The following is a 19,159-nucleotide window of genomic DNA, read 5'->3' on the forward strand; positions in this document are numbered from 1 at the left end:
GTTATGGCTGCGCATTGTGTGTACTTCATCCTTACTGAAATACAACGGCTGACTTGCTGGTAATGAGCAAGGTACCAGAGATAATTAACATAATACCCAGCACGGCATAAATGTCGAAAGTTTGTTTCCAAAATATCACTGATGCAGCAGTGATTAGCGCGATACCCATCCCTGACCATATTGCATAGGCAACGCCAATTCCCATGTTTTTTAGGACCATGGCAAACAACATTCCTGACACGGTATAGAAAAATATAGCGCCGTAGCCAAAGGCCCATTTCTCCCAACCGTTCGACATTTTAAGCAGCATGGTAGCTGTAACTTCGGTGATAACTGCAACCGCTAAAAGTAAGTAAGTCATCGTATGTTCCTTTTTGTTAAAGTGAAATTAGTTAGATTTGATTGTTTGAAAACGGCGTTCAAGAGTAATGAGCGATACAATATAGACAGCCACAATGACAGCCGAAATTGCTTCTACTCGTGCTTCGGGAAACAGGTACCAAGCTACAACGATGCCGAAGGTTCTTGCGATAGTGTGAAAATAGCCAACCCAATGTTCTATCGCCCACGACAGAGGCATCCACATTAGTCCAGCGAGAATGCCGATACTCAAGGGCACGGTTGTGTGGTCAATAGCGGCAACCGGAAGGGCGATGGCAAAGACCAGTAGGCTCATAAACATACCAACAAAGAAAAGCCGATCGAAGCTGTTCTTTACTGCGCTTTTCGCAAAGAATCTTTCACCAGTAAGATAAGACAAACCTGCGCCTAGATAGAAAATTGCCCCTGTGCCGATATAAAGCATCCAGGTTATGGTGAGCTCAGATACAAAAGGAGCGCTCATACCAAGTAAGGCCCAAACAAGGGTGCCTGCAAGCGGCATTGCAATAAACCTTTTCTTTTTGAAGTCTTCACGCTGTTGTTCTAGTGAAAGAGGGGAGCTTTGAATACTAGTTGTAGAAGCGTGGTCTAATATATGTTCCATGTGCTTTACCTAATGTTGTAACGTCGATAGGTAAAGTATGTAAAAGTATCTCAGATTGCGTTAGTCACAAACGTCATCAATAGCATGTGACATTTGTCACTAGATTTACAAATAATAGGTTTGGGCTAGCTTTGTCGCGCTTTTTTCGCCTTGCGCTTGTTTAACACAGAGTCACCATCTTCTTTCGAAAGCATTAGGCTGTCGTAAATACTCACTAGCGCCACCGCACCCATAAACATCATAGATAGGGTGAAGGTTTGTAGGTTTGGCGCGTCGGGGCTTTGTCCAAGAATTAAGGCTGCAGCAGCGATTGCAAGCGCTGATAAGGTAATACCAAGGCCGCGATTCATTTGCATTAGAATAGCGCCTAGCGTATTCGCATCTCGCATTTTATTAGGCGGTACGTCGGCAAAAGCAATAGTATTTATTAACGTTAAGTGCATTGAGCGAGTCACACCGTTAGCAAACAAGATAGCGGCAATGGTAAACGACGATGTAGTGTGATTTATCATAGCTAGCGCGACAAAACCAAGAGCGATGAGCACGCCGTTCACTACAAGTACACGTTTGAAGCCAAACGTATTCATGATCCACGTGGTGGCGGGCTTAATCGCCAAGTTTCCTGCAAATAGCCACAGCAAAAGGGAACCAGCCTCTACAGGCGAGTAACCTAGCCCTAGCTGTAGCATGAGCGGCACAAGAAAAGGTGCACTTCCAAGTGCCACTCGCACAATAGAGCCTCCATAGACCGAGAGTCTGAAGGTTTTATGCTGCATGGCGTCGAATGAAAATAGGGGATTTTTGGCTTTTTTAACATGCCGTATTGCGAGAATCATGAGTGTTAAGCCAACGGCAATGACGCCAAGAGACTGAAGAAGTTTGTCGCTGGTACTGGCAAGAAACTCGATACCAGCCATAAAAAGCGCAAAGCCTACGCCGGTAAGTAAAAAGCCTTTAATATCAAACTTGCCCACATCACCTTTGGTGTTTCGCAATAGGTAAAGAGAGGCGAGGATCGCGATAATACCCAGCGGAATATTCATATAAAAAATCCACTGCCAGCTAAAATGTGTGGCTATGTAGCCGCCAAGTACTGGGCCTAATAGCGGTGCACTCAAGGCGGGCCATGTAATAATCGCTACGGTTTTTACTAGTTTTTCTTTGGGCAAATCCCGCAATACTACTAATCTTCCAACCGGCACCATCATAGCACCGCCTAAACCTTGAAGAATACGGGATAAGGTAAATTCGAATAAACTGGTACTTAAGCCACATAGGACCGAGGCAAAAGTAAAAACGGAAATCGCCGCTATAAATATTGTGCGAGCCCCAAATTTGTCAGCAGCGTAACCGCTTAGAGGGATAAACAGCGTAACGGCTACCAAATAAGCCGACACGCCAATAGAAAGGTGAGCTGCCGGCACGTTAAAGTCAGCAGCAATAACAGGGAGCGCCGTTGTAATTACCGTGGCGTCCAGAATTTCCATAAAGAGTGCCCCTGCTACCAAAAGGGCAGTGGCAAGCTCTTTATTGAACAATTTCAAAGGCTCTAACGACGCGAGCTACACCCGTAATATTACGAGCAATATCGACGGCTGCTGTAGCTTCAAGGTTAGTTAATCGACCCATTAAAAATACCTCTGAGTCTTGCACAACCACTTTAATCTGAAGAGCCGGAACGCGCTCATCAGCGACTATCTTAGTGCGTACTTTTGACGCGAGCCACAGGTCGTTGGCTTGTGTGCCAGCACCTATCGGTTCGCCAATGCGTATTTGGTTGTGAATTTTTTTAATGTAGCTCACTTCTTGAGCACGGCTAACTGCCTCGTCTATAAGCCCTTGGTTGGGGGCTTGGCCAGTTAGCAGAGCGACACCGTTATAAACATCAACCTGAAGGTTAGTCTGCTCTTTAAGTGCGTCACTTTTCGACCATTGATAAGACACCGCTGCGTCGGCATTTTGATCGTCAAGTTGTGTACCTACCGTACGTCTATCGTTAGCCACTTTTGCCGCCATGGCTCCGGCGGCACCGACTGCCACTACGCAACCTTGTAATGTTAAAATCAGGGCTAATACAGAACCCAGCAGGCTCAATTTTTTTATTTGTCTACTCATAGTTAATTTGATTAGTCGTCACCGTGATCAGCAGGGAATAAGCTGTCGTCAATGCATTCACATAGATTGTGAATAACTAGCAGATGCACTTCTTGAATACGTGCGGTACGGTTAGAAGGGACGCGAATTTCGACGTCATGCTCACTCAAAAAGCCAGCCATTTCGCCGCCGTCTTTACCGGTAAGCGCAACTATGGTCATGTCTCGAGACAATGCAGCTTCCATTGCCGCGATAACATTACGTGAATTGCCACTAGTGGAAATAGCCAAAAGGATATCGCCAGGCTGGCCTAACGCTCGTACCTGTTTGGCAAATATTTCGTCGTAGCTGTAGTCATTAGCGATAGACGTGATGGTCGACGTGTCTGTGCTTAACGCAATAGCAGGCAGGCTAGGACGGTCACGTTCGTAGCGGTTTAACATTTCTGATGAAAAGTGCTGGGCATCGCCAGCAGAACCGCCATTACCACAGCTCAGTACTTTATTGCCTCTTATTAAGGCTTCAACCATCATGTACGCCGCTTTTTCAATATATTCCGGCAATATTTCCGATGCTGCAATTTTTGTCTGAATGCTCTCGGTAAAGTTCGATTTTATCTGTTCAATCATCTGTCATCTCTTTGTTTTCAACTGCCTACTGATCTCTTTTAGTGGTTGTAGCAATAAGTTACAACGCACGGCTAAACATAATGATCAGTATCTGAAAAATATTTGCTTATGCTTTGGATTATTAATATTAAATACCAAGTGGCATTAACCTTTACTGCAATGCCAAAGCGTTATTTATTGAAGCGAGCGAAAGAACTCGACTAAGTTTCTTGCTTCATCTTCAACCTTGAAATTTTTTACAATGTGTTCGCGTCCGGCTTTGCCCATTTCTGCAAGTTTGTCCATATCTGACAGAAGTAAATCCATCTTTTCTGTAACAGCTTGCTGGTCTCTGGTAGGTACTATATATCCATCAATACCTGGTCTGACAATATCTTCCCATGCGCCCGCTTGTGTTGCTAGTACAGCCGCACCTGCGCTCATGGCTTCAGGTACGGTTAAACCAAAGCCTTCGTTGTAGCTAAGCGCACTTACTAGAGACAATGCACTGAATATGCTTGGAATCTGTTCAAAGGGCAACTCACCAGTGAAAATAATGCGATCAGTTAAACCTGCTTCAGACACCTTTTCTTTGAGTTGATTTACAAACGCTTGGTTGCTTGGAGAAATGGCGCCCACCACCACCGCATTCACATCAGGGTATTTAGGTAATATTTTGATGCAGGCCTCCACAAAAAGGTGAACTCCTTTTTGCTCTCTTACTCTACCTAAAATTCCTATTCCGTATTTTCCACCGTAACCTAGTGACTGCCAAGCTTTTTGCTTATTTTCTGCTGGCGTGTAGTTATCAATCTGCACACCGTGGAGATTAATTTTGGCAGGAGGCTTATTTAAGTACTGTGCGGAACGGTTACTCATCGCAATAATTGCGTCCATCCTATTACTTAACCATACTGTGGAAGCGGAACGCTCTCGTTGAGCTGCCGAGCTAAATACGAGCTTTATTTTTGCACGAAAAATGTATTTCAGCAGCACTCCCTGAATCATTTCGTCAACACGGCGTGCGTGAAAAATACGCCACTTACCATTACTAAGCGGGCGTCGACACATTTTAACGACTTCCCAGGATGTTATTGTCATCGAAGGGTCCGGGACAAAGTGTTTACCCATAATCCGCAAATTGATCATGCGCTTTTGTATCGATGTCACTTGCAACATAGTAGACGTTACACCAGAAAAGTTGGCACTAGAGTTACCGACTATTAATTCTATTTCTTGGTTATCAAGTTTACAGGGCGACATCTTGTTGTTGGGGTGACTCATTATTTGTAGGAACCTAAGACACTTTCGTCAAATAGAAGAAAGCTTGTAAAACTAAGATAAAACAAATGGCATAGCTCTTACTCAAAGGCCTTGCCATTTATTCTTGAACGCGTTCACATCCAACACTTATATTCTTCCATTTAAGCGAACATAAACTATAAAACTATATGTGAGAGCCTCTATCCAATGTTCTTTAGCCACTGAAGATTGCTTCCATCTATGGCAATAACGTCTATCCGTAAAGGCGTAGATGCTGGATTCAGGTTATTATCTAACAAATAGAAGCCAAACGCAGCATGAATTCGGTTTAGCTTTTTAGCCGTTACAAATTCTATTGCACTGCCAAAGTGATTCCGTTTCCGGTATTTGACTTCAATACACACAATAGTATTGCCGTCTTGCATCACAATATCTAACTCACCACGTCGCGTACGGTAGTTTCTACACAGAAGCCTAAGACCTTGTTCCTCAAGATATTGACAGGCCTTGTCTTCTGCTGCATTCCCTTGCAGTTTCGACATATCTTACTCCGACAGCATCTGTACTTTTTCGTTACGGATCATAGCTTGAGGCTGCTGGCGAATGACTTCGCCTTTCTCATTAAGCGAAAGGGTTCCGGTCAAGCCTTCATGTGAAAGGTACTTCAGCGTGTTGAGCATACCTAGCTGTGGAAGTAGCTGGTAGGCATCAAAGCCAAACGCAAACAAACGTTTTTGCATGGTATTTTGATTTTGCCAAGCCTGCTCGACCTCTCGCTGAAGAGGTTGCCAATTGTGTGAAGGCATCAACCATGGCATATCGATAAAATGCACATTTTGTAAATCACGCCATTGGTTTTTTCCGCTGTCGTAATCCATCGAACGAGATGTAGCATAAACAGGAACTTGCTTACCGTCGTAAGGGTTTAAGCTCGCTTCAATTATTGGGTTTAGCAGCTCTGTGTCTTGCGGAGAGGCAAACGCGACTATGGCATCAATATCCCGCCTGCTGCGAGGCATATTGTATACCTCATCGTTGGTCATGTACTCAATTTGATTAATGCGATCATTGCTTTGGGCAACATCGAGTGCTTGTGTGATACCTTCGCGAAGCGAATTACTGTCGTTAAAGGTAACCGATGTTATGTTAGTGCGACGCTTGTTCTCTTTGTTGTTAAGCGCTCTCCAGTGCGTTTTGAACGTGGTGTCCATTCGCTGATACAAACTGCTTTGGGCCGCAATAACGATAGGTGCACGGTAGCCTTTGTTGAAGATATATTCAGCAAGCTGCTTGGCTTCATCTTCTGGGGCAAGACCGAAATAGTTCAACGAAGTGGCTAGATCCAGTGCATGCAACTCTTCTTGGGTCTCTGTATCCGTCAGTATGCTTCCCGCCGAATCAGTGCCACTATCTAGCGTAGAATTTGATGATGTCGTTAATCTACTCTCGGTCGGAGTTTCGTTTGCATTTACTTGGTCTATCAGTTCTTCTGGACGATTCAATGCTAGTACGTTCACCCCAACAGGCAAGTTGGGGATCAAATTCTCTACGGTATCTTTCAGCAGCGGTCCGACAATAAATTTGGTGTCGCCAATTTCATCAAGGAGGTGCTGCGTATCCACACCATTTGTGTCAATAAAACGCAGGCGTGGCAGTAAGTGTTCATCTTGGCGTTTTTCAACATCAGTGTAATAGGCCGACATTATACCATTTTTTACTACTTGCCCCGTACGCGCTAAGCGCCCAGAAAGTGGCAGCAATACTGCAATATCATTGGCGCCTGCATCGGTAAGCTGTGTTGCTTTAAGCACATTGTCAGGCAAAGTCGTTTCTAAAATGTGGCCACGATAAACTTGCTGAAAATTTTGAAGTTCTCTTGCCAATGCCGCGGGCGATGAAGCATTCGCTTCAGTCAACTCGCGAAGCGTGATGAAAGGGGAAAGAGAGGGGTACGTTTTGCCTACTGTTGAAAGCGTTTCTGTCGGTATGGAAGTGAGCCACTGCCACACCTGCTGTACTTTATCTTCGTCTGACAAATTCGTTTGTAGCACGCTATTGGCTGCTGCTGCAAAATTACCTTGCTGTGAGTACAGCTGAGTTTGAAGTTCTGCTTTTTGAAATGCAGTTTCACCTGTACCCATTACTCCGTCCAGCATTGCCAGCAATTCATCTGCTGACGCATCAGGCATTCCTGCATAGGCTTTGGTAACTAAAAGGGAATAGTACGAGTGGTTGCGTTCTGACACACCATCTTCTTTAACTTCAAACAACACCTGCTGCGCTAATACAGGTTGTTGGTTTTGAAGGTATAAATCAGCAGCTTGCAGTAATAAACTATTACGCTGTTCTTTATCGCGAGTGCGTTCCCATGCCTTCTTAGCTTCTAGAAGTTTGTGCTCAGGCGTGACATTCTCTTCAACCTGGGTGGTTTCAATTGGAGTAGGTTCCACTACCACAGGTTTAGATTGAGTTTTTGGCGTGCTCCCACAACCCGATAATACCAATACCGAAGCAATGGCTGATAGCGTAAAGATTTTTCCAGATTGTCCGATATGACGCACAGTTTCATTCCTTTTACATCGTTATAGGTCAAGTTTATCTTAACCAGTGTGAAAATCTACGCTTGCCAGCATAATCTGGACTAATGGCGTGATACACTTATCGCATAACCTTTCAATTTAACGTAAGACTTAACCACTGTTATGACAGACACCGCCACTCTATATATTGTTCCTACGCCTATTGGCAACTTAGATGACATCAGTGCTAGAGCAATTCGCGTATTAAGTGAAGTTAACTGGATTGCTGCTGAGGACACCCGTCATAGCGCGCGACTTCTACAGCACTTTAGTATTGGAACTAAAACCCTTTCACTTCACGAACATAATGAAGATAAACGTACAGCTATACTTTGCGAACGTTTGAGAGGCGGTGAATCTGTTGCTTTGATAAGTGATGCGGGCACACCACTTATCAGCGACCCTGGTTTTGTTTTGGTGCGTAAATGTCGTGAGCAAGGCATTCCAGTTAGTGCTTTGCCGGGGCCATGCGCAGCAATTACTGCATTAAGCGCGTCAGGGCTGCCTACAGATAAATTCGCATTTGAAGGCTTTTTGCCGGTTAAAACACAAGCGCGGGAAGGTGTTCTATCAGCGCTATTAGATAGAACTTTCACGACAGTTTACTATGAAGCACCTCGTCGAATTCTAGACACGGTTACTGATATTCAGCGTGTATTAGGCGAACGCCACATTGTTGTAGCTAAAGAGTTGACTAAAACCTTTGAAACCTATGTGAGTGGCAGCGCTCAAAATGTGATTGATTATCTCAATGCCGATCCAGCACATCAAAAAGGCGAATTTGTTGTGATGATAGGTCCTGCCAAGGTAAATGAACAGGCGATACCTAGTGAAGCAATGTCTTTACTGCAAACATTGTGCGAGTACATGCCGTTGAAAAAAGCCGCGGCTGTAGTAGCAAGTCATTATGATTTGAAAAAGAATGCATTATATCAAGCAGGACTAGATGCAAAAGGGTAGTTTGCGTTAAGAAAGATTGATCTTAAGCGTCATCGGCGAAATACAAAGTATTTTGTATGGCAGTCCAAGATAAAGAGACTGGTTACTAAAGGAGACGCTGATGACAAAGACACTTAAGATCACCATGTCTGATGGCAAATGGCTGGTAGATATATTCTCTCAAGCGAATGACTCTGGCGTTTACGATTTAATTCACCCAAATGATGTGACGGACGTTTCATTAAACGAGGGCGAGATGTACGGCTTTCGCTACAGCCTGCAGGGGAAGCCAGGTACAACTTTTAAAATAGAACTCGATGATGACGTCCTAGCTGAAGGAGAGATTGATAAATCTGAAGCTACTTCGGGTAGTGGTGTGGTATAGCTATAATACGTTACTAGTATCAATAGTATTGAGAGCCGAAGCCGCAATTTGCGGCTTCGGTTAAAACGTATTAAAAACTAAAATCCCTCAGGGAACAGACTTTCTTTTGTTACTACCTGTATGCTTTCAATAACTTGACGAACTTCGTCGTCAAGTTTTTCATTTCGAAGCGCTAATGTCCGGTTTCGCTCAAACAGTTCAGTGTGGCTTTCCAACCTTTTTCCCATTTTTCTCCATGCTTGTACCCTAGCCTCATATGGCCATGCTTCAAGTTCAATGCGATGAGAGTCTAGCTGAGTTAAAAGCATAGTAGCAGCTGCCGCCATGGACATGCCGCCAGGCCAATTAGGGTTATTATTCTCTGGGTCGAAAGAAACAAATGCAGTCATTAACGGGCCATAGTTTTTCAGCCAGTCGTAGTACCTATTGAAGGCTTTCTCATCGTACTCATCTACACCAAAGTTATAAGACCTGCGATCTGAGACGGTAACCCTAGAGGGAGTATTGTCAACATAAACGGCAGTGGTTGTTGTTGAGGTGGTTATCGCCGGTGCGTCGGTAGCCTCTGGCATGGCATCATCTGCACCGCCCACAGTTAGCTTTCCACCTTTACCTAAACCACCTTCAACTTCTTGGGCTTTGTAAGAGCGAAGTGCGATCACCATCTGGTTAAAGGAATCAGCAAATGCAGTTACTAGCATTTTGCCTTCAGGTGTCTTCGAGAAGCCGCCAGCGCCGCCTGCGGCTGCGCCAGCAAACATGCCACCAAATAAGCTAAAGTCGTGATTTGCGGCACTGCCTGTTGCAGCAGAAACCTGAACACCCGAGCGGTTATCTATAAGTAGCAATGAGGTAGCCGCTTCATTCTTGCTAAAACCTCCACCTACGATAGAGCCTAATGTACCAAATAGTGCACCTGCTATCGCTTTACCACCCTGCGTTTTTTCGGCAAATAGTACAGATGGGCTGAGCGTGTAATCAGCTGCTACCATTTGACCGCCCCCAATGTTAGAACCGGAGCGAAGTTGTCCTGATTGCATTAGCTGACGCTCGGTGTTCATTGCATTCATAGCACTACCACGCTCAACAATAACAAAACAGTTAGACTGTTGAATCATTAACCTGATAACAGGGATGGTACTGCCGAGTTTTGGGTAAGTTCTGCGATACTCTGACCACCAGGGCAAACTTGTATCTTCAAAAACACTTAATGTACCGAGTGTTTCGTCACAATTCTCTAGCTGCGCATTATTATTAGAAGCCGTAGCGCCGCCGGCGCCACCACTTACTGCGCCAGAACTTCCGCCTCCCATAGAAGGAGTTGTCGACATACAAGCCGTAGTTAAAAGTAGCGCACTAAGCGCAGATACAATAGGTTTGGCAAATGTGTGTACTTGAGTTGCACAGTTTGAGCCTAGATTATTCCTTCTCACGATCAATTCCTCTGATAAAGATAAGATATAACCGAGACAGGCAATTATTGATGGTTTGATACAACACCTGAATTCGGTGTTGAACAAAAGACGACGGAGATTAGAGACTCACCTTGAATAGGGCGGTAGGTCGAAATTCCCTTTTGACGACTCAACACCCACAAAATAGCACTAGAGCAGATTGGGAACAAGCCAATTGATCAAATAATGATCAATTGGCTTTTGGTATACTTTTTAATGAAGGGCTACGTTTAAGACAAACGGCCCTTAAAGTCTTCGTAGCTGAACTCACGAACTAGCTCGAAGTCGCCGTTAGCTCGCAGAATACCGATAGCAGGGTGCTCTACACCGTTAAAAAAGGTAGTTTTTACCATGGTATAGTGCATCATATCTTCGAACTGCAAACGAGCGCCTGCTTTTAACGGTGTGTCGAAGGAATAGACATCTATGACGTCACCGGCAAGGCAGGAATTACCGCCAAGCTTCACATTATGTGCTTTTTCATCTGGCATACCTGCACCTAAAATAGCCGGGCGATAGGGCATTTCTAATACATCAGGCATGTGAGCAGTGGCTGAAATATCTAAAATAGCGATATCCCCGTCATTTTCCACCATATCAACCACTTCGCAAATTAGAGGACCTGTTTGCCACGCAACCGCAGAGCCTGGCTCTAAGATAACGTCTAGGTGTGGGTAACGGGCTTTAAAGTCTTTTAGTGTTTTAATAAGGTGCTCAACATCATAACCTTCTCGGGTCATAAGATGACCGCCACCTAGGTTCAACCATTTCAATTGACCAAGCCATTTACCAAAGCGCTTTTCGATAGCTTCAAGGGTGCGTGCAGTAGCAAAAGAATCACACTCACAAAGGTTGTGGCAGTGAAAACCCTCTATACCCGTCAGGTCTACGCCTTCTAGTTCACTGGCGCGTATGCCTAAGCGCGAGCCTGGCGCTGCTGGATCGTACAGTGGCGTATCAGCCTCTTGATGCTCAGGGTTTATGCGAAGGCCTAACGAAACGTTAGATAAGGTTTCTTTATGCGTATTCCACTGAGACAAACTATTGAAAGACAGATGATTAACAAGGCTCGCTAGTTCCTTAGCGTCATTAACTTTGTACGCTGGAGAATAAGCATGAACTTCTTTACCCATCTCTGCTGCGAGTTTAGCTTCCCAAACCGAGCTTGCTGTTGCACCGTGTAAATACTGTTTAATAATGTCGAAGCATGACCACATTGAAAAGCCTTTCAGCGCCAGAATGATGCGGGCACCTGATTCGTCTTGAACCCGTTTCATCAGCTCAAGGTTTTTAATTAACTTTTCTTCTTCCAGCACATAGCAAGGAGAAGGAATATCAGTGCGTTGAGTTAAATCGGTCAATGGGTAAAGCTCCAAAAAATAAAACTGCTTACAGCATTAATGAGATGTCTAATGTATTACAGAATAGGTTTTAGCTCAAAAAGCGGCTGACTAGTGCAGTTTAACAACCAAGGATAATTTGAGTGATTTCTAATGCAGTAATAGCACTAACTAAAAAGGGCGCTAAATAAAGCGCCCTTGGGTATCGTTTACTTAGTGAAAGGGCTGCTTTCACATTCAAGAACGTGCCATGGTAGGCCGTGCTCATTAAGCATTTCCATGAATGGGTCTGGGTCGAATTGTTCCATGTTCCAAACGCCCGACTCTTTCCACGTACCATTAAGCATAAGCGCCGCGCCAATCATCGCCGGAACACCTGTGGTGTAAGATACTGCTTGCGCACCCACTTCTTCGTTACACTTCGCGTGGTCACAGTTGTTATAGATAAAGATAGTTTTTTCTTTGCCATCTTTAATACCTGTGATGTAAGTACCAATGCACGTCATGCCGCTATAACCTTCAGCAAGTGAGCCAGGGTTAGGCAGTACTGCTTTCAAGAACTCTAGAGGTACAATCTTCTGGCCTTGGAATTCAACTGGCTCAATGCTAGTCATACCAATACCTTCAAGTACACGCAGGTGGTTAAGATAAGCATCGCCAAATGTCATCCAGAAGCGTGCGCGCTTCAACGTAGGGAAGTGCTTAACGATAGACTCTAGTTCTTCATGGAACATCAAGTAAGACGCACGAACACCAATGTTTTGGTAATCTAGGTCTTCACGTACGCTTAGTGGATCCGTTTCTTTCCACTCACCGTTTTCCCAAAAACGACCGCGCTGAGTAATTTCGCGAATATTGATTTCTGGGTTGAAGTTAGTCGCGAAAGCCTGACCGTGATCACCGCCATTACAATCCACGATATCAAGGTAGTGAATTTCGTCGAAGTAATGCTTTGCTGCATACGCTGTGTATACGTTTGTTACACCTGGATCGAAGCCACTGCCAAGAAGGGCCATAATGCCTGCGTCTTTGAACTTGTCTTGGTAAGCCCACTGCCATGAGTATTCGAATTTCGCTTCGTCTTTTGGCTCGTAATTGGCTGTGTCTAGGTAATCTGTGTTAGTGGCAAGACATGCATCCATAATAGGAAGGTCTTGGTATGGCAACGCTAGGTTGATTACTAGGTCTGGTTTTACTTCGTTAATAAGTGCTTCAACTTCTTTTGCGTTGTCGGCATCAACAGCGAAAACACCCTTAACGCGATCTGCTCCTACTTCTTGTTGTAGTGCTTCACACTTAGATACCGTGCGGCTTGCTAAGTAAATTTCGTCGAAATGTTGCGGTAAACGTGCACATTTTTTCACAGTTACCGACGCAACACCGCCAGCACCAATAATTAAAACGCGAGACATAATAACTAATCCCTAATTTTGCTAATGAATTTTGGGCTGAATGCTAGCAGACCAATGGGATTTGGCAAGCAAAGACAGCCTATGAAAGGACAAAAAATTTTAATCGTAACAACGAATGTAAAAGGTAGTGCACACACTGATAGGCACTACCTCAAAAGACTACTTTAATAACTGATACCGGTCTGTACTAGGTGATTTAAAAAATAACATTTTCCCTACCGCTGTTTCGCTAACGGGTTACAGTATCGATAGGCGGAGAAATTACTACTTTATTGTCTACTTTGTAGTAAGGGTAAAGAATAAGTCGTTCTTCGTGATTTGGCGTTGCAGTTGCAATGGCAATAGCATCAACCGTTTTACTGTCTTGAGTGTTAACTGCCGCAGCATACACTAAGACGCTGTAACTATTTGTATCTGTGGTGGTATCGATTATTCGCCACTGAAGCTGTTCGATAAGCTGTGACTCGCGCTTTTTAGTTCCATTCTCGTCGGCAAATATACAGCCGATGCGACCATTTTCATAAATAGCAGCAAACGGATAAAACACATCACACACGGGTAACATAAGCTCACATAAATTTAGTGACTTTGACACGAGTGCATTTAACTGCGTTGGCAATGTAACTGGACGGTCGATCATAGCGTATCTCCTGTGAGTTAGCGTTGCTGTACACCTGATAATACCTACGCGTTCCCAGTCACATTAGTTTAATAATCATAATTTTGATAGTAAAAAAATGCCTATTCAGACTACAAGCTTATAAGGCACGCATCTTTTCTCGAACCAAAAATAGCGCCTGCGCCGAGGATTAATAACGAGACATGATTACTCTTTTGATATTAGCTGTTTTTGATACTTAAGCGGTGTGGTGGAAAACCACTTTTTAAACACGTGAGTAAAGGATGATTGCTCTTGAAACCCTAATAAATCAGCGGTGTCGGCAATAGAGTATTGTTTAAGAAGATCGTCTAAACGAGATTTGCGCTCACGATCAAGAATCTGCTGAAAGCTGGTGTTACTTTGCTTCAACTTCCGCTGCAGGGTGCGTGGGCTCATGAATAACGCTTCAGCCATACGCTTTTGATTACAGCCCTTTAGCGTAGGGTTAGCGTTTAAAAGCGAAACGACTTTGTGGGCGATATCTTCATGAGGATTAAGGTTAAAATGGCGTTTGTTGGTTTGAGCAAACCTTTCCCCTTTGCATGCGTTCATTTCCTTTTCTGTCACTTCTATAAGCGCGCTGAACATAGCCTTATTTTCACTAGTGAAGGGAACATGCAGTAAGTGTAGGGGAAAAATAATGGCGTTAGTGCGGGCACAATCAATCACCTCGCAGTTAAACCACTGGGCTAACCTATCTTTTTCCAATGTACTTAAAGAGAAAGTAAAGGAAATAGCATTTAATTGGCAGGCCGTACCCAATATTTTATAAACGGTCGCTACCCACGCGGTGGTATTGCGCAATACCATTTGTTTGCAATCTAAGTTTTTAGGCACCCATTCAACACGGGCATTATCAGACTCAAAAAATACGTTTGTTGTGCCGATGTCTGCGACTAGCGCATCAAACCGAGTAAGCGCCCCTATGGCTTGAGCTAAATTTTCGCAACTTTCAACGAGGTAACCCAACACCCCATAATCTTTTGCCTGAATATGTTTGCCTAACTCAAACCCAAATAATGAATTATTGGTGAGCGATGCACCTTGGTTTAACAGCTCGATATAGGCTTCCATGGAAACACGGGGGGAACCTGAAAGTGAACTATGCGTTTGCGTGAGTCGCGACAGTTCTTTTGTACCAACTTCTAAGCTAGTTAAATAGCTTTCTATACTTTGAATATAGGCAAAAGAAACTGATGGCATAGGTGTGTCGCAAAATAACAAAAATCATGACGTATTAACGCAAGATCAAATATGAATGTCAATTTATGCTAATAGCCATGAGAAGAGGACATATCGTAAATGGTTGACGTTCACTACCAAAGAGTTATTAATGCAACGCCACAAGAGCTTCGCGATACGCTGCTTGACCACCAGAATTTAAGCGAATTCTTTAACGCTTCGTTTAAGGTATTAAGAGCAGAAAATAATAGTGAAGTCAGTGGCGGGGTGGGCTGTGTGAGAGAAGTGAGTATTCTAGGCGTTAGCTTTAAAGAAGAGATTGTTAAAGCAGACACAGATGGTATTGAATATCGCGTTGTTGACGACTTTCCAGTAAAAGATCATCGGGGAGTTATCAGATTTTCCGCACAGGGTAGCCTAACCAAAGTTTCTTATCGCATTAGCTGTTGCGCGCCTTGGTATATACCCAATTGGCTACTAACACGCCTTTTACAACACGACATAGAGCAATGTTTGAATAAGTTAGGAGCACGTTTTGATCCCCGTTGAACTTATTTTGCTTGGCTTGAGCCCGGTTTTCTTACTATGCGTATTTGTGGAGTTCAAAAAGGCACGGCAGTTTTATAATGTAAAAGACAGCGTGAATAATGCTTTACTAGCACTGCTTCATCAGGGCTCTGATGCTTTGGTACTATTACTACTAATGCCTTTGTTTCTTTGGCTGCACCAGTTTTCTCTATTTAACATAGATCTTACGGCAGTATCGCTTTTTGCAGGGTTTATCCTACAAGACTTTTTATACTACTGGTTTCATCGGGCTTCACACAACATACACTGGTTTTGGCTCGCCCATGTGGTGCATCACAGCTCAACAAAAATGAATTTCACCACAGCGTTTAGACAAAGTATCTTGTACCCACTCGTGGGCATGTGGCTCTTTTGGATACCAATGATACTTATTGGTTTTTCTCCCAGCTTGGTCTTCGCCATTGTCGCAATAAATCTTGCTTATCAGTTTTTTGTACATACGCAAACGATCGGCCATTTAAGCTGGGCAGAGCATATCTTCAACACGCCTACTCATCACCGCATTCACCATGCAACCAATAAGCCTTATATCGATAAAAACTACGGTGGGGTGCTTATCATCTGGGATAAGTTATTCGGCACATTCGCTAAAGAAGATAAAAAAATAAGTATCAAATACGGCATCGTTGGAAAAATGCCAGATGATAACCCCCTAAGCGCCAACTTCAGTCAAATAGGTGTGCTTCGTGAACAGCTTCAGCAGGCAAAAGGAATAAAAGCAAAGTTGAAAAGGTTGTTTGGCTATCCTGTTGCAGATTGATGTAAAGGTCTGGGTTAAGAGATAAACGGAATGCTGTCGCTATTTAATGAAGCGATAGCATTCGCATAACACTACTCTTTATTCGCAATTTTTTGAAGATTGCTGTGAATTTTGAAGAGAACGATAAGTAGTTCACACCAGATTCTTGCGCCAATACAACCAGACACGATGATAAATAGGCCGTATACAAAACTCGCGTCGTACCCCACAAACATTGTTGTTACGCCACTTACAACCGACCCTAAAAGCAATAGCCAGTACACAAAAGTAATTATTTTAGGGGTTAGCATTGAGTCGAAGAAGAAAATATCTTTCATAATCATTCCTTGATGAAGTTTGCAGGTAGCAAGCTATATTTTTTATGCCGCATCCTGCGACAAACTTCTTGTTGTTATCGTTAGTTTATTATTTATATGTAATGTGAGTATGCTCACAAGTTTAGTTGTATCACTCATACGTAGTTAAAACAATACTTTGTTATAACAAGGTTTTACCTTGCACCTTGTAAACCACCTGTATGCAATAAGACGATGCGTGAACCGTCCTCAAACTTACCTTTAGCCAGCATATCTTTAACGGCCCAGAAAGCTTTGCCCGAGTAAACTGACTCTATTTCAAATTCCATAGTGTTATTGAAATCGCTGCAAAAGGTTTGAAGCTCACTTGGCGCTTTGGCGTAGCCACCAAAATGGTAGCTATGATCAATATGCCAATGTGTCTGGTTAGTTATTGGAAGAAATTGCTCAACCAACTTCTCTAGATAGCCTTCACCTTTTAGTACACCTATGCCAATGGCTTTGTAATGAGAACGAAAGTCAGTAGCCATTAAACTATTACGTTTATTTAATGCATTTATAATCCCCGCCAATGTAGCGCCGCTTGCGACAGGGGCAACGATAAAGTCGAAGTCTACCTCAATTTCATCGACCATATCTTTTATCCCCTGAAGCGCTAGGGCCTGGCTTCCACCTTCAGGAATGATAATCGCGTTAGGGAACTCCAGTTTTAGTTCATCTAAATAAGTACTATCGTTACGCTTTTTATAGGTAATTCTGTTTACATATTTGATGCGAGTCTGCCACTGCATCAAATCCTTAATCATTGGCGATGGTGCTGCACTGTAGTCGCCGCGAATAATGGCGGTAAAGGGAATACCAAGTTTGTAACAAGCAAATCCCAACGCATGAAGGTGGTTAGAAAATCCGCCTCCGAAACTGATTACGGCGTTTGGCAAAGGACACGTTAACGCATGACTCAGTTTTCGCCATTTATTTCCTGACATCACAGAGTGAATAGCATCGTCACGCTTAACATAAAGCGATACCTTGCTTGCACCCTCCCAGTTCGGTTTGAAAGGGATTAGAGGCGAAGGAAGAGTGAGTGACACTTTAAATTCATCAAGGGAAAGCACGATGAGAGCCTAGGGACAGTTGATCAATTGGACATTGGCAAGAGTATAACCAGATAGAAATTCAATAAAAGACCTGTAATTTTTATTACGCTTTATAAGAGCATTTTTATGGTTACTAAGAAAAACGGTATTTTACGAAAACCTGTGATTTACACCCCATCATGGTTTCTTCATTACGTAAAAAACGCTAGCGCTTTTTCTACATCTCACGTTAATAAAACAGCCGCGGCATTCACCTTTGCTATGTTTGTTTCCATATCACTGAGCGGTCTAACCATGTCAAATAACGCCTATGCGCAAGAGTATGATTCAGAAAATATTAATGAATATGTTCCCAATGCGAAACTGGTGGGGAAAGGCATGTTTTCTTACTACTTTTGGGATGTTTACACAGGTGAGCTTTTTGCTCCTGATGGCAAGTACGCTAATCAGCCTCCTTTCGCGCTTCGCTTGACTTACCAACGGGACCTCGAAGGTAAAAAGATTGCCGAGCGCTCTATTGATGAAATGAAAAAACAAGGAGATATCGCTACCGAAGATGCTGATAAATGGCTGTCGCTAATGGAGCGTATCTTTCCTGACGTTAGTGAAGGCGATGTAATTACGGGGATCGCAACGAAAGAAGGCACAAGCGTGTTCTACGTAAACGGCGAAAAAGCTGATGAGATAAGCGACAAAACTTTTACGCAGCGTTTTTTTGATATCTGGTTAAGTGATGAAACGTCGGAACCTAAGTTTAGAAAAAAGTTACTCGGAAAAGATTAGCTTAGTGATTTTATAGAAATAAAACCAAGCAAGGTTAGTTGAGCAGGATAAGTAAAATGATAAAAAATATGATGAAGTTATGTTTAGGGGTAGGGTTTGCAGCATTGACCATGGTAGGGCTATCTGGATGTTCTGTGTCAGTCGATGGTGAAGACTATCAGTCGGTATCTCCGGGTTTCGATATTGAGCATTTTTTCGATGGAAACGTTAAGGCGTGGGGCATAGTACAAAACCGCTCAGGTGAGGTGGTACAAAGGTTTGTGGTAAACATTGATGGCGCAATAGAGGGCGATACCCTGACACTTGATGAAACCTTTGAATATGGGGTTGGCGAAGGTCCAAAATCCCGCACATGGACTATTGTAAAGCAGAGCAATGGCACCTTTGTAGGCAGAGCGAGTGATATTGAAGGGCCTGCAAAAGGCACCAGCTACGGCAATGCATTTAATTTTCACTACGAGATGGATTTACCGGTAGACGATACGACCTATTCAGTAACGTTTGATGACTGGTTTTGGGCTTTCGATGACTCTACCATGATGAACCGTTCGTACATTCGTAAGTTCGGTATTGTGATGGCCGAAGTTACTATTTTTATGCAGAAGCAAACCGATTGATAATTTGCAATTATAGCTCTGGAATGCTCGCTAAACTGGAAATTTTGCTGACCTGTATCATCTATAGGTCAGCATTCGGAAAAAGAAAGAGAAGAGTAAATTTGTCGAGTACAACT

The 19,159-nt window shown here is 43.4% G+C and carries 21 protein-coding genes; 6 read left to right on the forward strand and 15 right to left on the reverse strand.

Translation table 11 applies throughout. The features are described from left to right. Window positions 1-31 precede the first annotated feature (31 nt). The 8 genes from ACYTPF_RS12955 to ACYTPF_RS12990 all read right to left on the reverse strand — a co-directional run bounded on the left by ACYTPF_RS12955 (window position 32) and on the right by ACYTPF_RS12990 (window position 7,511). Window positions 32-361: a DMT family transporter gene (locus ACYTPF_RS12955; RefSeq protein ID WP_179984356.1), complete on the reverse strand. Its 330-nt coding sequence runs from the start codon at window positions 359-361 to the stop codon at window positions 32-34. A gap of 27 nt (window positions 362-388) precedes the next feature. Next, the gene (locus ACYTPF_RS12960; RefSeq protein WP_179984355.1) at window positions 389-985 is read right to left on the reverse strand and encodes a DUF7010 family protein; all 597 of its coding nucleotides are present in this window, start codon (window positions 983-985) and stop codon (window positions 389-391) included. A 125-nt stretch (window positions 986-1,110) separates the two neighbouring features. Further along, window positions 1,111-2,529: an MFS transporter gene (locus ACYTPF_RS12965; protein ID WP_461852501.1), complete on the reverse strand. Its 1,419-nt coding sequence runs from the start codon at window positions 2,527-2,529 to the stop codon at window positions 1,111-1,113. Further along, complete coding sequence (locus tag ACYTPF_RS12970; protein ID WP_179985253.1) at window positions 2,513-3,088, reverse strand: BON domain-containing protein; 576 nt, start codon at window positions 3,086-3,088, stop codon at window positions 2,513-2,515. Before ACYTPF_RS12970 ends, ACYTPF_RS12965 begins: the two co-directional genes overlap by 17 nt. 23 nt (window positions 3,089-3,111) lie before the next feature. Further along, complete coding sequence (locus ACYTPF_RS12975) at window positions 3,112-3,708, reverse strand: phosphoheptose isomerase (RefSeq protein ID WP_179984354.1); 597 nt, start codon at window positions 3,706-3,708, stop codon at window positions 3,112-3,114. A 174-nt stretch (window positions 3,709-3,882) separates the two neighbouring features. After that, the gene (locus ACYTPF_RS12980; protein ID WP_461852502.1) at window positions 3,883-4,971 is read right to left on the reverse strand and encodes a glycosyltransferase family 4 protein; all 1,089 of its coding nucleotides are present in this window, start codon (window positions 4,969-4,971) and stop codon (window positions 3,883-3,885) included. Between the two features lie 179 nt (window positions 4,972-5,150). Further along, on the reverse strand, window positions 5,151-5,492 hold the full coding sequence (locus ACYTPF_RS12985) for a YraN family protein (RefSeq protein ID WP_179984352.1): 342 nt from the start codon (window positions 5,490-5,492) through the stop codon (window positions 5,151-5,153). Between the two features lie 3 nt (window positions 5,493-5,495). Further along, on the reverse strand, window positions 5,496-7,511 hold the full coding sequence (locus tag ACYTPF_RS12990) for a penicillin-binding protein activator (protein WP_461852503.1): 2,016 nt from the start codon (window positions 7,509-7,511) through the stop codon (window positions 5,496-5,498). 141 nt (window positions 7,512-7,652) lie between these two features. Between ACYTPF_RS12990 and rsmI the strand changes: the two genes are divergently transcribed. Both rsmI and ACYTPF_RS13000 read left to right on the forward strand, forming a co-directional pair. Then, entirely contained in the window at window positions 7,653-8,489 is an 837-nt protein-coding gene (gene rsmI, locus ACYTPF_RS12995) for a 16S rRNA (cytidine(1402)-2'-O)-methyltransferase (protein WP_461852504.1), read from the forward strand. Between the two features lie 100 nt (window positions 8,490-8,589). Beyond that, the gene (locus ACYTPF_RS13000; RefSeq protein WP_461852505.1) at window positions 8,590-8,853 is read left to right on the forward strand and encodes a hypothetical protein; all 264 of its coding nucleotides are present in this window, start codon (window positions 8,590-8,592) and stop codon (window positions 8,851-8,853) included. Window positions 8,854-8,930: 77 nt separating this feature from the next. Here the strand turns inward: ACYTPF_RS13000 and ACYTPF_RS13005 are convergent, their stop codons facing one another. The 5 genes from ACYTPF_RS13005 to ACYTPF_RS13025 form a co-directional block, all read right to left on the reverse strand. Further along, window positions 8,931-10,286, reverse strand: a complete 1,356-nt coding sequence (locus ACYTPF_RS13005; RefSeq protein ID WP_461852506.1) for a CsgG/HfaB family protein — start codon at window positions 10,284-10,286, stop codon at window positions 8,931-8,933. A gap of 251 nt (window positions 10,287-10,537) precedes the next feature. Next, window positions 10,538-11,668 (reverse strand): carboxynorspermidine decarboxylase, encoded by a 1,131-nt coding sequence (nspC, locus tag ACYTPF_RS13010; RefSeq protein ID WP_461852507.1) that lies wholly within the window; start codon window positions 11,666-11,668, stop codon window positions 10,538-10,540. Between the two features lie 188 nt (window positions 11,669-11,856). Continuing rightward, window positions 11,857-13,059 (reverse strand): saccharopine dehydrogenase family protein, encoded by a 1,203-nt coding sequence (locus tag ACYTPF_RS13015; protein ID WP_461852508.1) that lies wholly within the window; start codon window positions 13,057-13,059, stop codon window positions 11,857-11,859. Window positions 13,060-13,288: 229 nt separating this feature from the next. Next, window positions 13,289-13,699 carry a hypothetical protein gene (locus tag ACYTPF_RS13020; protein ID WP_461852509.1) on the reverse strand — a complete coding sequence of 137 codons (411 nt, stop codon included), beginning with the start codon at window positions 13,697-13,699 and terminating at the stop codon, window positions 13,289-13,291. A gap of 186 nt (window positions 13,700-13,885) precedes the next feature. Further along, the gene (locus ACYTPF_RS13025; RefSeq protein WP_461852510.1) at window positions 13,886-14,923 is read right to left on the reverse strand and encodes an AraC family transcriptional regulator; all 1,038 of its coding nucleotides are present in this window, start codon (window positions 14,921-14,923) and stop codon (window positions 13,886-13,888) included. A 99-nt stretch (window positions 14,924-15,022) separates the two neighbouring features. Here ACYTPF_RS13025 and ACYTPF_RS13030 point away from each other — a divergent pair, with 99 nt between their 5' ends. Next, window positions 15,023-15,451: an SRPBCC family protein gene (locus ACYTPF_RS13030; protein ID WP_461852511.1), complete on the forward strand. Its 429-nt coding sequence runs from the start codon at window positions 15,023-15,025 to the stop codon at window positions 15,449-15,451. Further along, the gene (locus ACYTPF_RS13035) at window positions 15,438-16,250 is read left to right on the forward strand and encodes a sterol desaturase family protein (protein ID WP_461852512.1); all 813 of its coding nucleotides are present in this window, start codon (window positions 15,438-15,440) and stop codon (window positions 16,248-16,250) included. The genes ACYTPF_RS13030 and ACYTPF_RS13035 overlap by 14 nt, the downstream gene beginning before the upstream one ends. A 71-nt stretch (window positions 16,251-16,321) precedes the next feature. On the opposite strand, the gene ACYTPF_RS13040 is transcribed toward ACYTPF_RS13035, so the two are convergent. Continuing rightward, the gene (locus ACYTPF_RS13040; protein WP_039232003.1) at window positions 16,322-16,567 is read right to left on the reverse strand and encodes a DUF4282 domain-containing protein; all 246 of its coding nucleotides are present in this window, start codon (window positions 16,565-16,567) and stop codon (window positions 16,322-16,324) included. Window positions 16,568-16,740: 173 nt separating this feature from the next. Beyond that, window positions 16,741-17,661: a 1-aminocyclopropane-1-carboxylate deaminase/D-cysteine desulfhydrase gene (locus ACYTPF_RS13045; protein WP_461852513.1), complete on the reverse strand. Its 921-nt coding sequence runs from the start codon at window positions 17,659-17,661 to the stop codon at window positions 16,741-16,743. Between the two features lie 108 nt (window positions 17,662-17,769). On the opposite strand from ACYTPF_RS13045, the gene ACYTPF_RS13050 reads away from it, so the two are divergent. Both ACYTPF_RS13050 and ACYTPF_RS13055 read left to right on the forward strand, forming a co-directional pair. Further along, the gene (locus ACYTPF_RS13050) at window positions 17,770-18,426 is read left to right on the forward strand and encodes a chalcone isomerase family protein (RefSeq protein WP_461852514.1); all 657 of its coding nucleotides are present in this window, start codon (window positions 17,770-17,772) and stop codon (window positions 18,424-18,426) included. A 56-nt stretch (window positions 18,427-18,482) separates the two neighbouring features. Further along, window positions 18,483-19,043, forward strand: coding sequence for a DUF3833 domain-containing protein (locus ACYTPF_RS13055; RefSeq protein ID WP_461852515.1), 561 nt, complete (start codon window positions 18,483-18,485; stop codon window positions 19,041-19,043). Window positions 19,044-19,159: the final 116 nt, after the last annotated feature.

This window comes from Alteromonas sp. HB246098, from assembly GCF_054890645.1.

What these genes read in the sequence shown, in the direction of transcription:
- ACYTPF_RS12955 (WP_179984356.1), bottom strand. Translation starts at nt 361, where the DNA reads ATGACTTACTTACTTTTAGCGGTTGCAGTTATCACCGAAGTTACAGCT.
- ACYTPF_RS12960 (WP_179984355.1), bottom strand. Translation starts at nt 985, where the DNA reads ATGGAACATATATTAGACCACGCTTCTACAACTAGTATTCAAAGCTCC.
- ACYTPF_RS12975 (WP_179984354.1), bottom strand. Translation starts at nt 3,708, where the DNA reads ATGATTGAACAGATAAAATCGAACTTTACCGAGAGCATTCAGACAAAA.
- ACYTPF_RS12980 (WP_461852502.1), bottom strand. Translation starts at nt 4,971, where the DNA reads ATGAGTCACCCCAACAACAAGATGTCGCCCTGTAAACTTGATAACCAA.
- ACYTPF_RS12985 (WP_179984352.1), bottom strand. Translation starts at nt 5,492, where the DNA reads ATGTCGAAACTGCAAGGGAATGCAGCAGAAGACAAGGCCTGTCAATAT.
- rsmI (WP_461852504.1), top strand. Translation starts at nt 7,653, where the DNA reads ATGACAGACACCGCCACTCTATATATTGTTCCTACGCCTATTGGCAAC.
- ACYTPF_RS13000 (WP_461852505.1), top strand. Translation starts at nt 8,590, where the DNA reads ATGACAAAGACACTTAAGATCACCATGTCTGATGGCAAATGGCTGGTA.
- ACYTPF_RS13015 (WP_461852508.1), bottom strand. Translation starts at nt 13,059, where the DNA reads ATGTCTCGCGTTTTAATTATTGGTGCTGGCGGTGTTGCGTCGGTAACT.
- ACYTPF_RS13020 (WP_461852509.1), bottom strand. Translation starts at nt 13,699, where the DNA reads ATGATCGACCGTCCAGTTACATTGCCAACGCAGTTAAATGCACTCGTG.
- ACYTPF_RS13025 (WP_461852510.1), bottom strand. Translation starts at nt 14,923, where the DNA reads ATGCCATCAGTTTCTTTTGCCTATATTCAAAGTATAGAAAGCTATTTA.
- ACYTPF_RS13030 (WP_461852511.1), top strand. Translation starts at nt 15,023, where the DNA reads ATGGTTGACGTTCACTACCAAAGAGTTATTAATGCAACGCCACAAGAG.
- ACYTPF_RS13040 (WP_039232003.1), bottom strand. Translation starts at nt 16,567, where the DNA reads ATGAAAGATATTTTCTTCTTCGACTCAATGCTAACCCCTAAAATAATT.
- ACYTPF_RS13050 (WP_461852514.1), top strand. Translation starts at nt 17,770, where the DNA reads ATGGTTACTAAGAAAAACGGTATTTTACGAAAACCTGTGATTTACACC.
- ACYTPF_RS13055 (WP_461852515.1), top strand. Translation starts at nt 18,483, where the DNA reads ATGATAAAAAATATGATGAAGTTATGTTTAGGGGTAGGGTTTGCAGCA.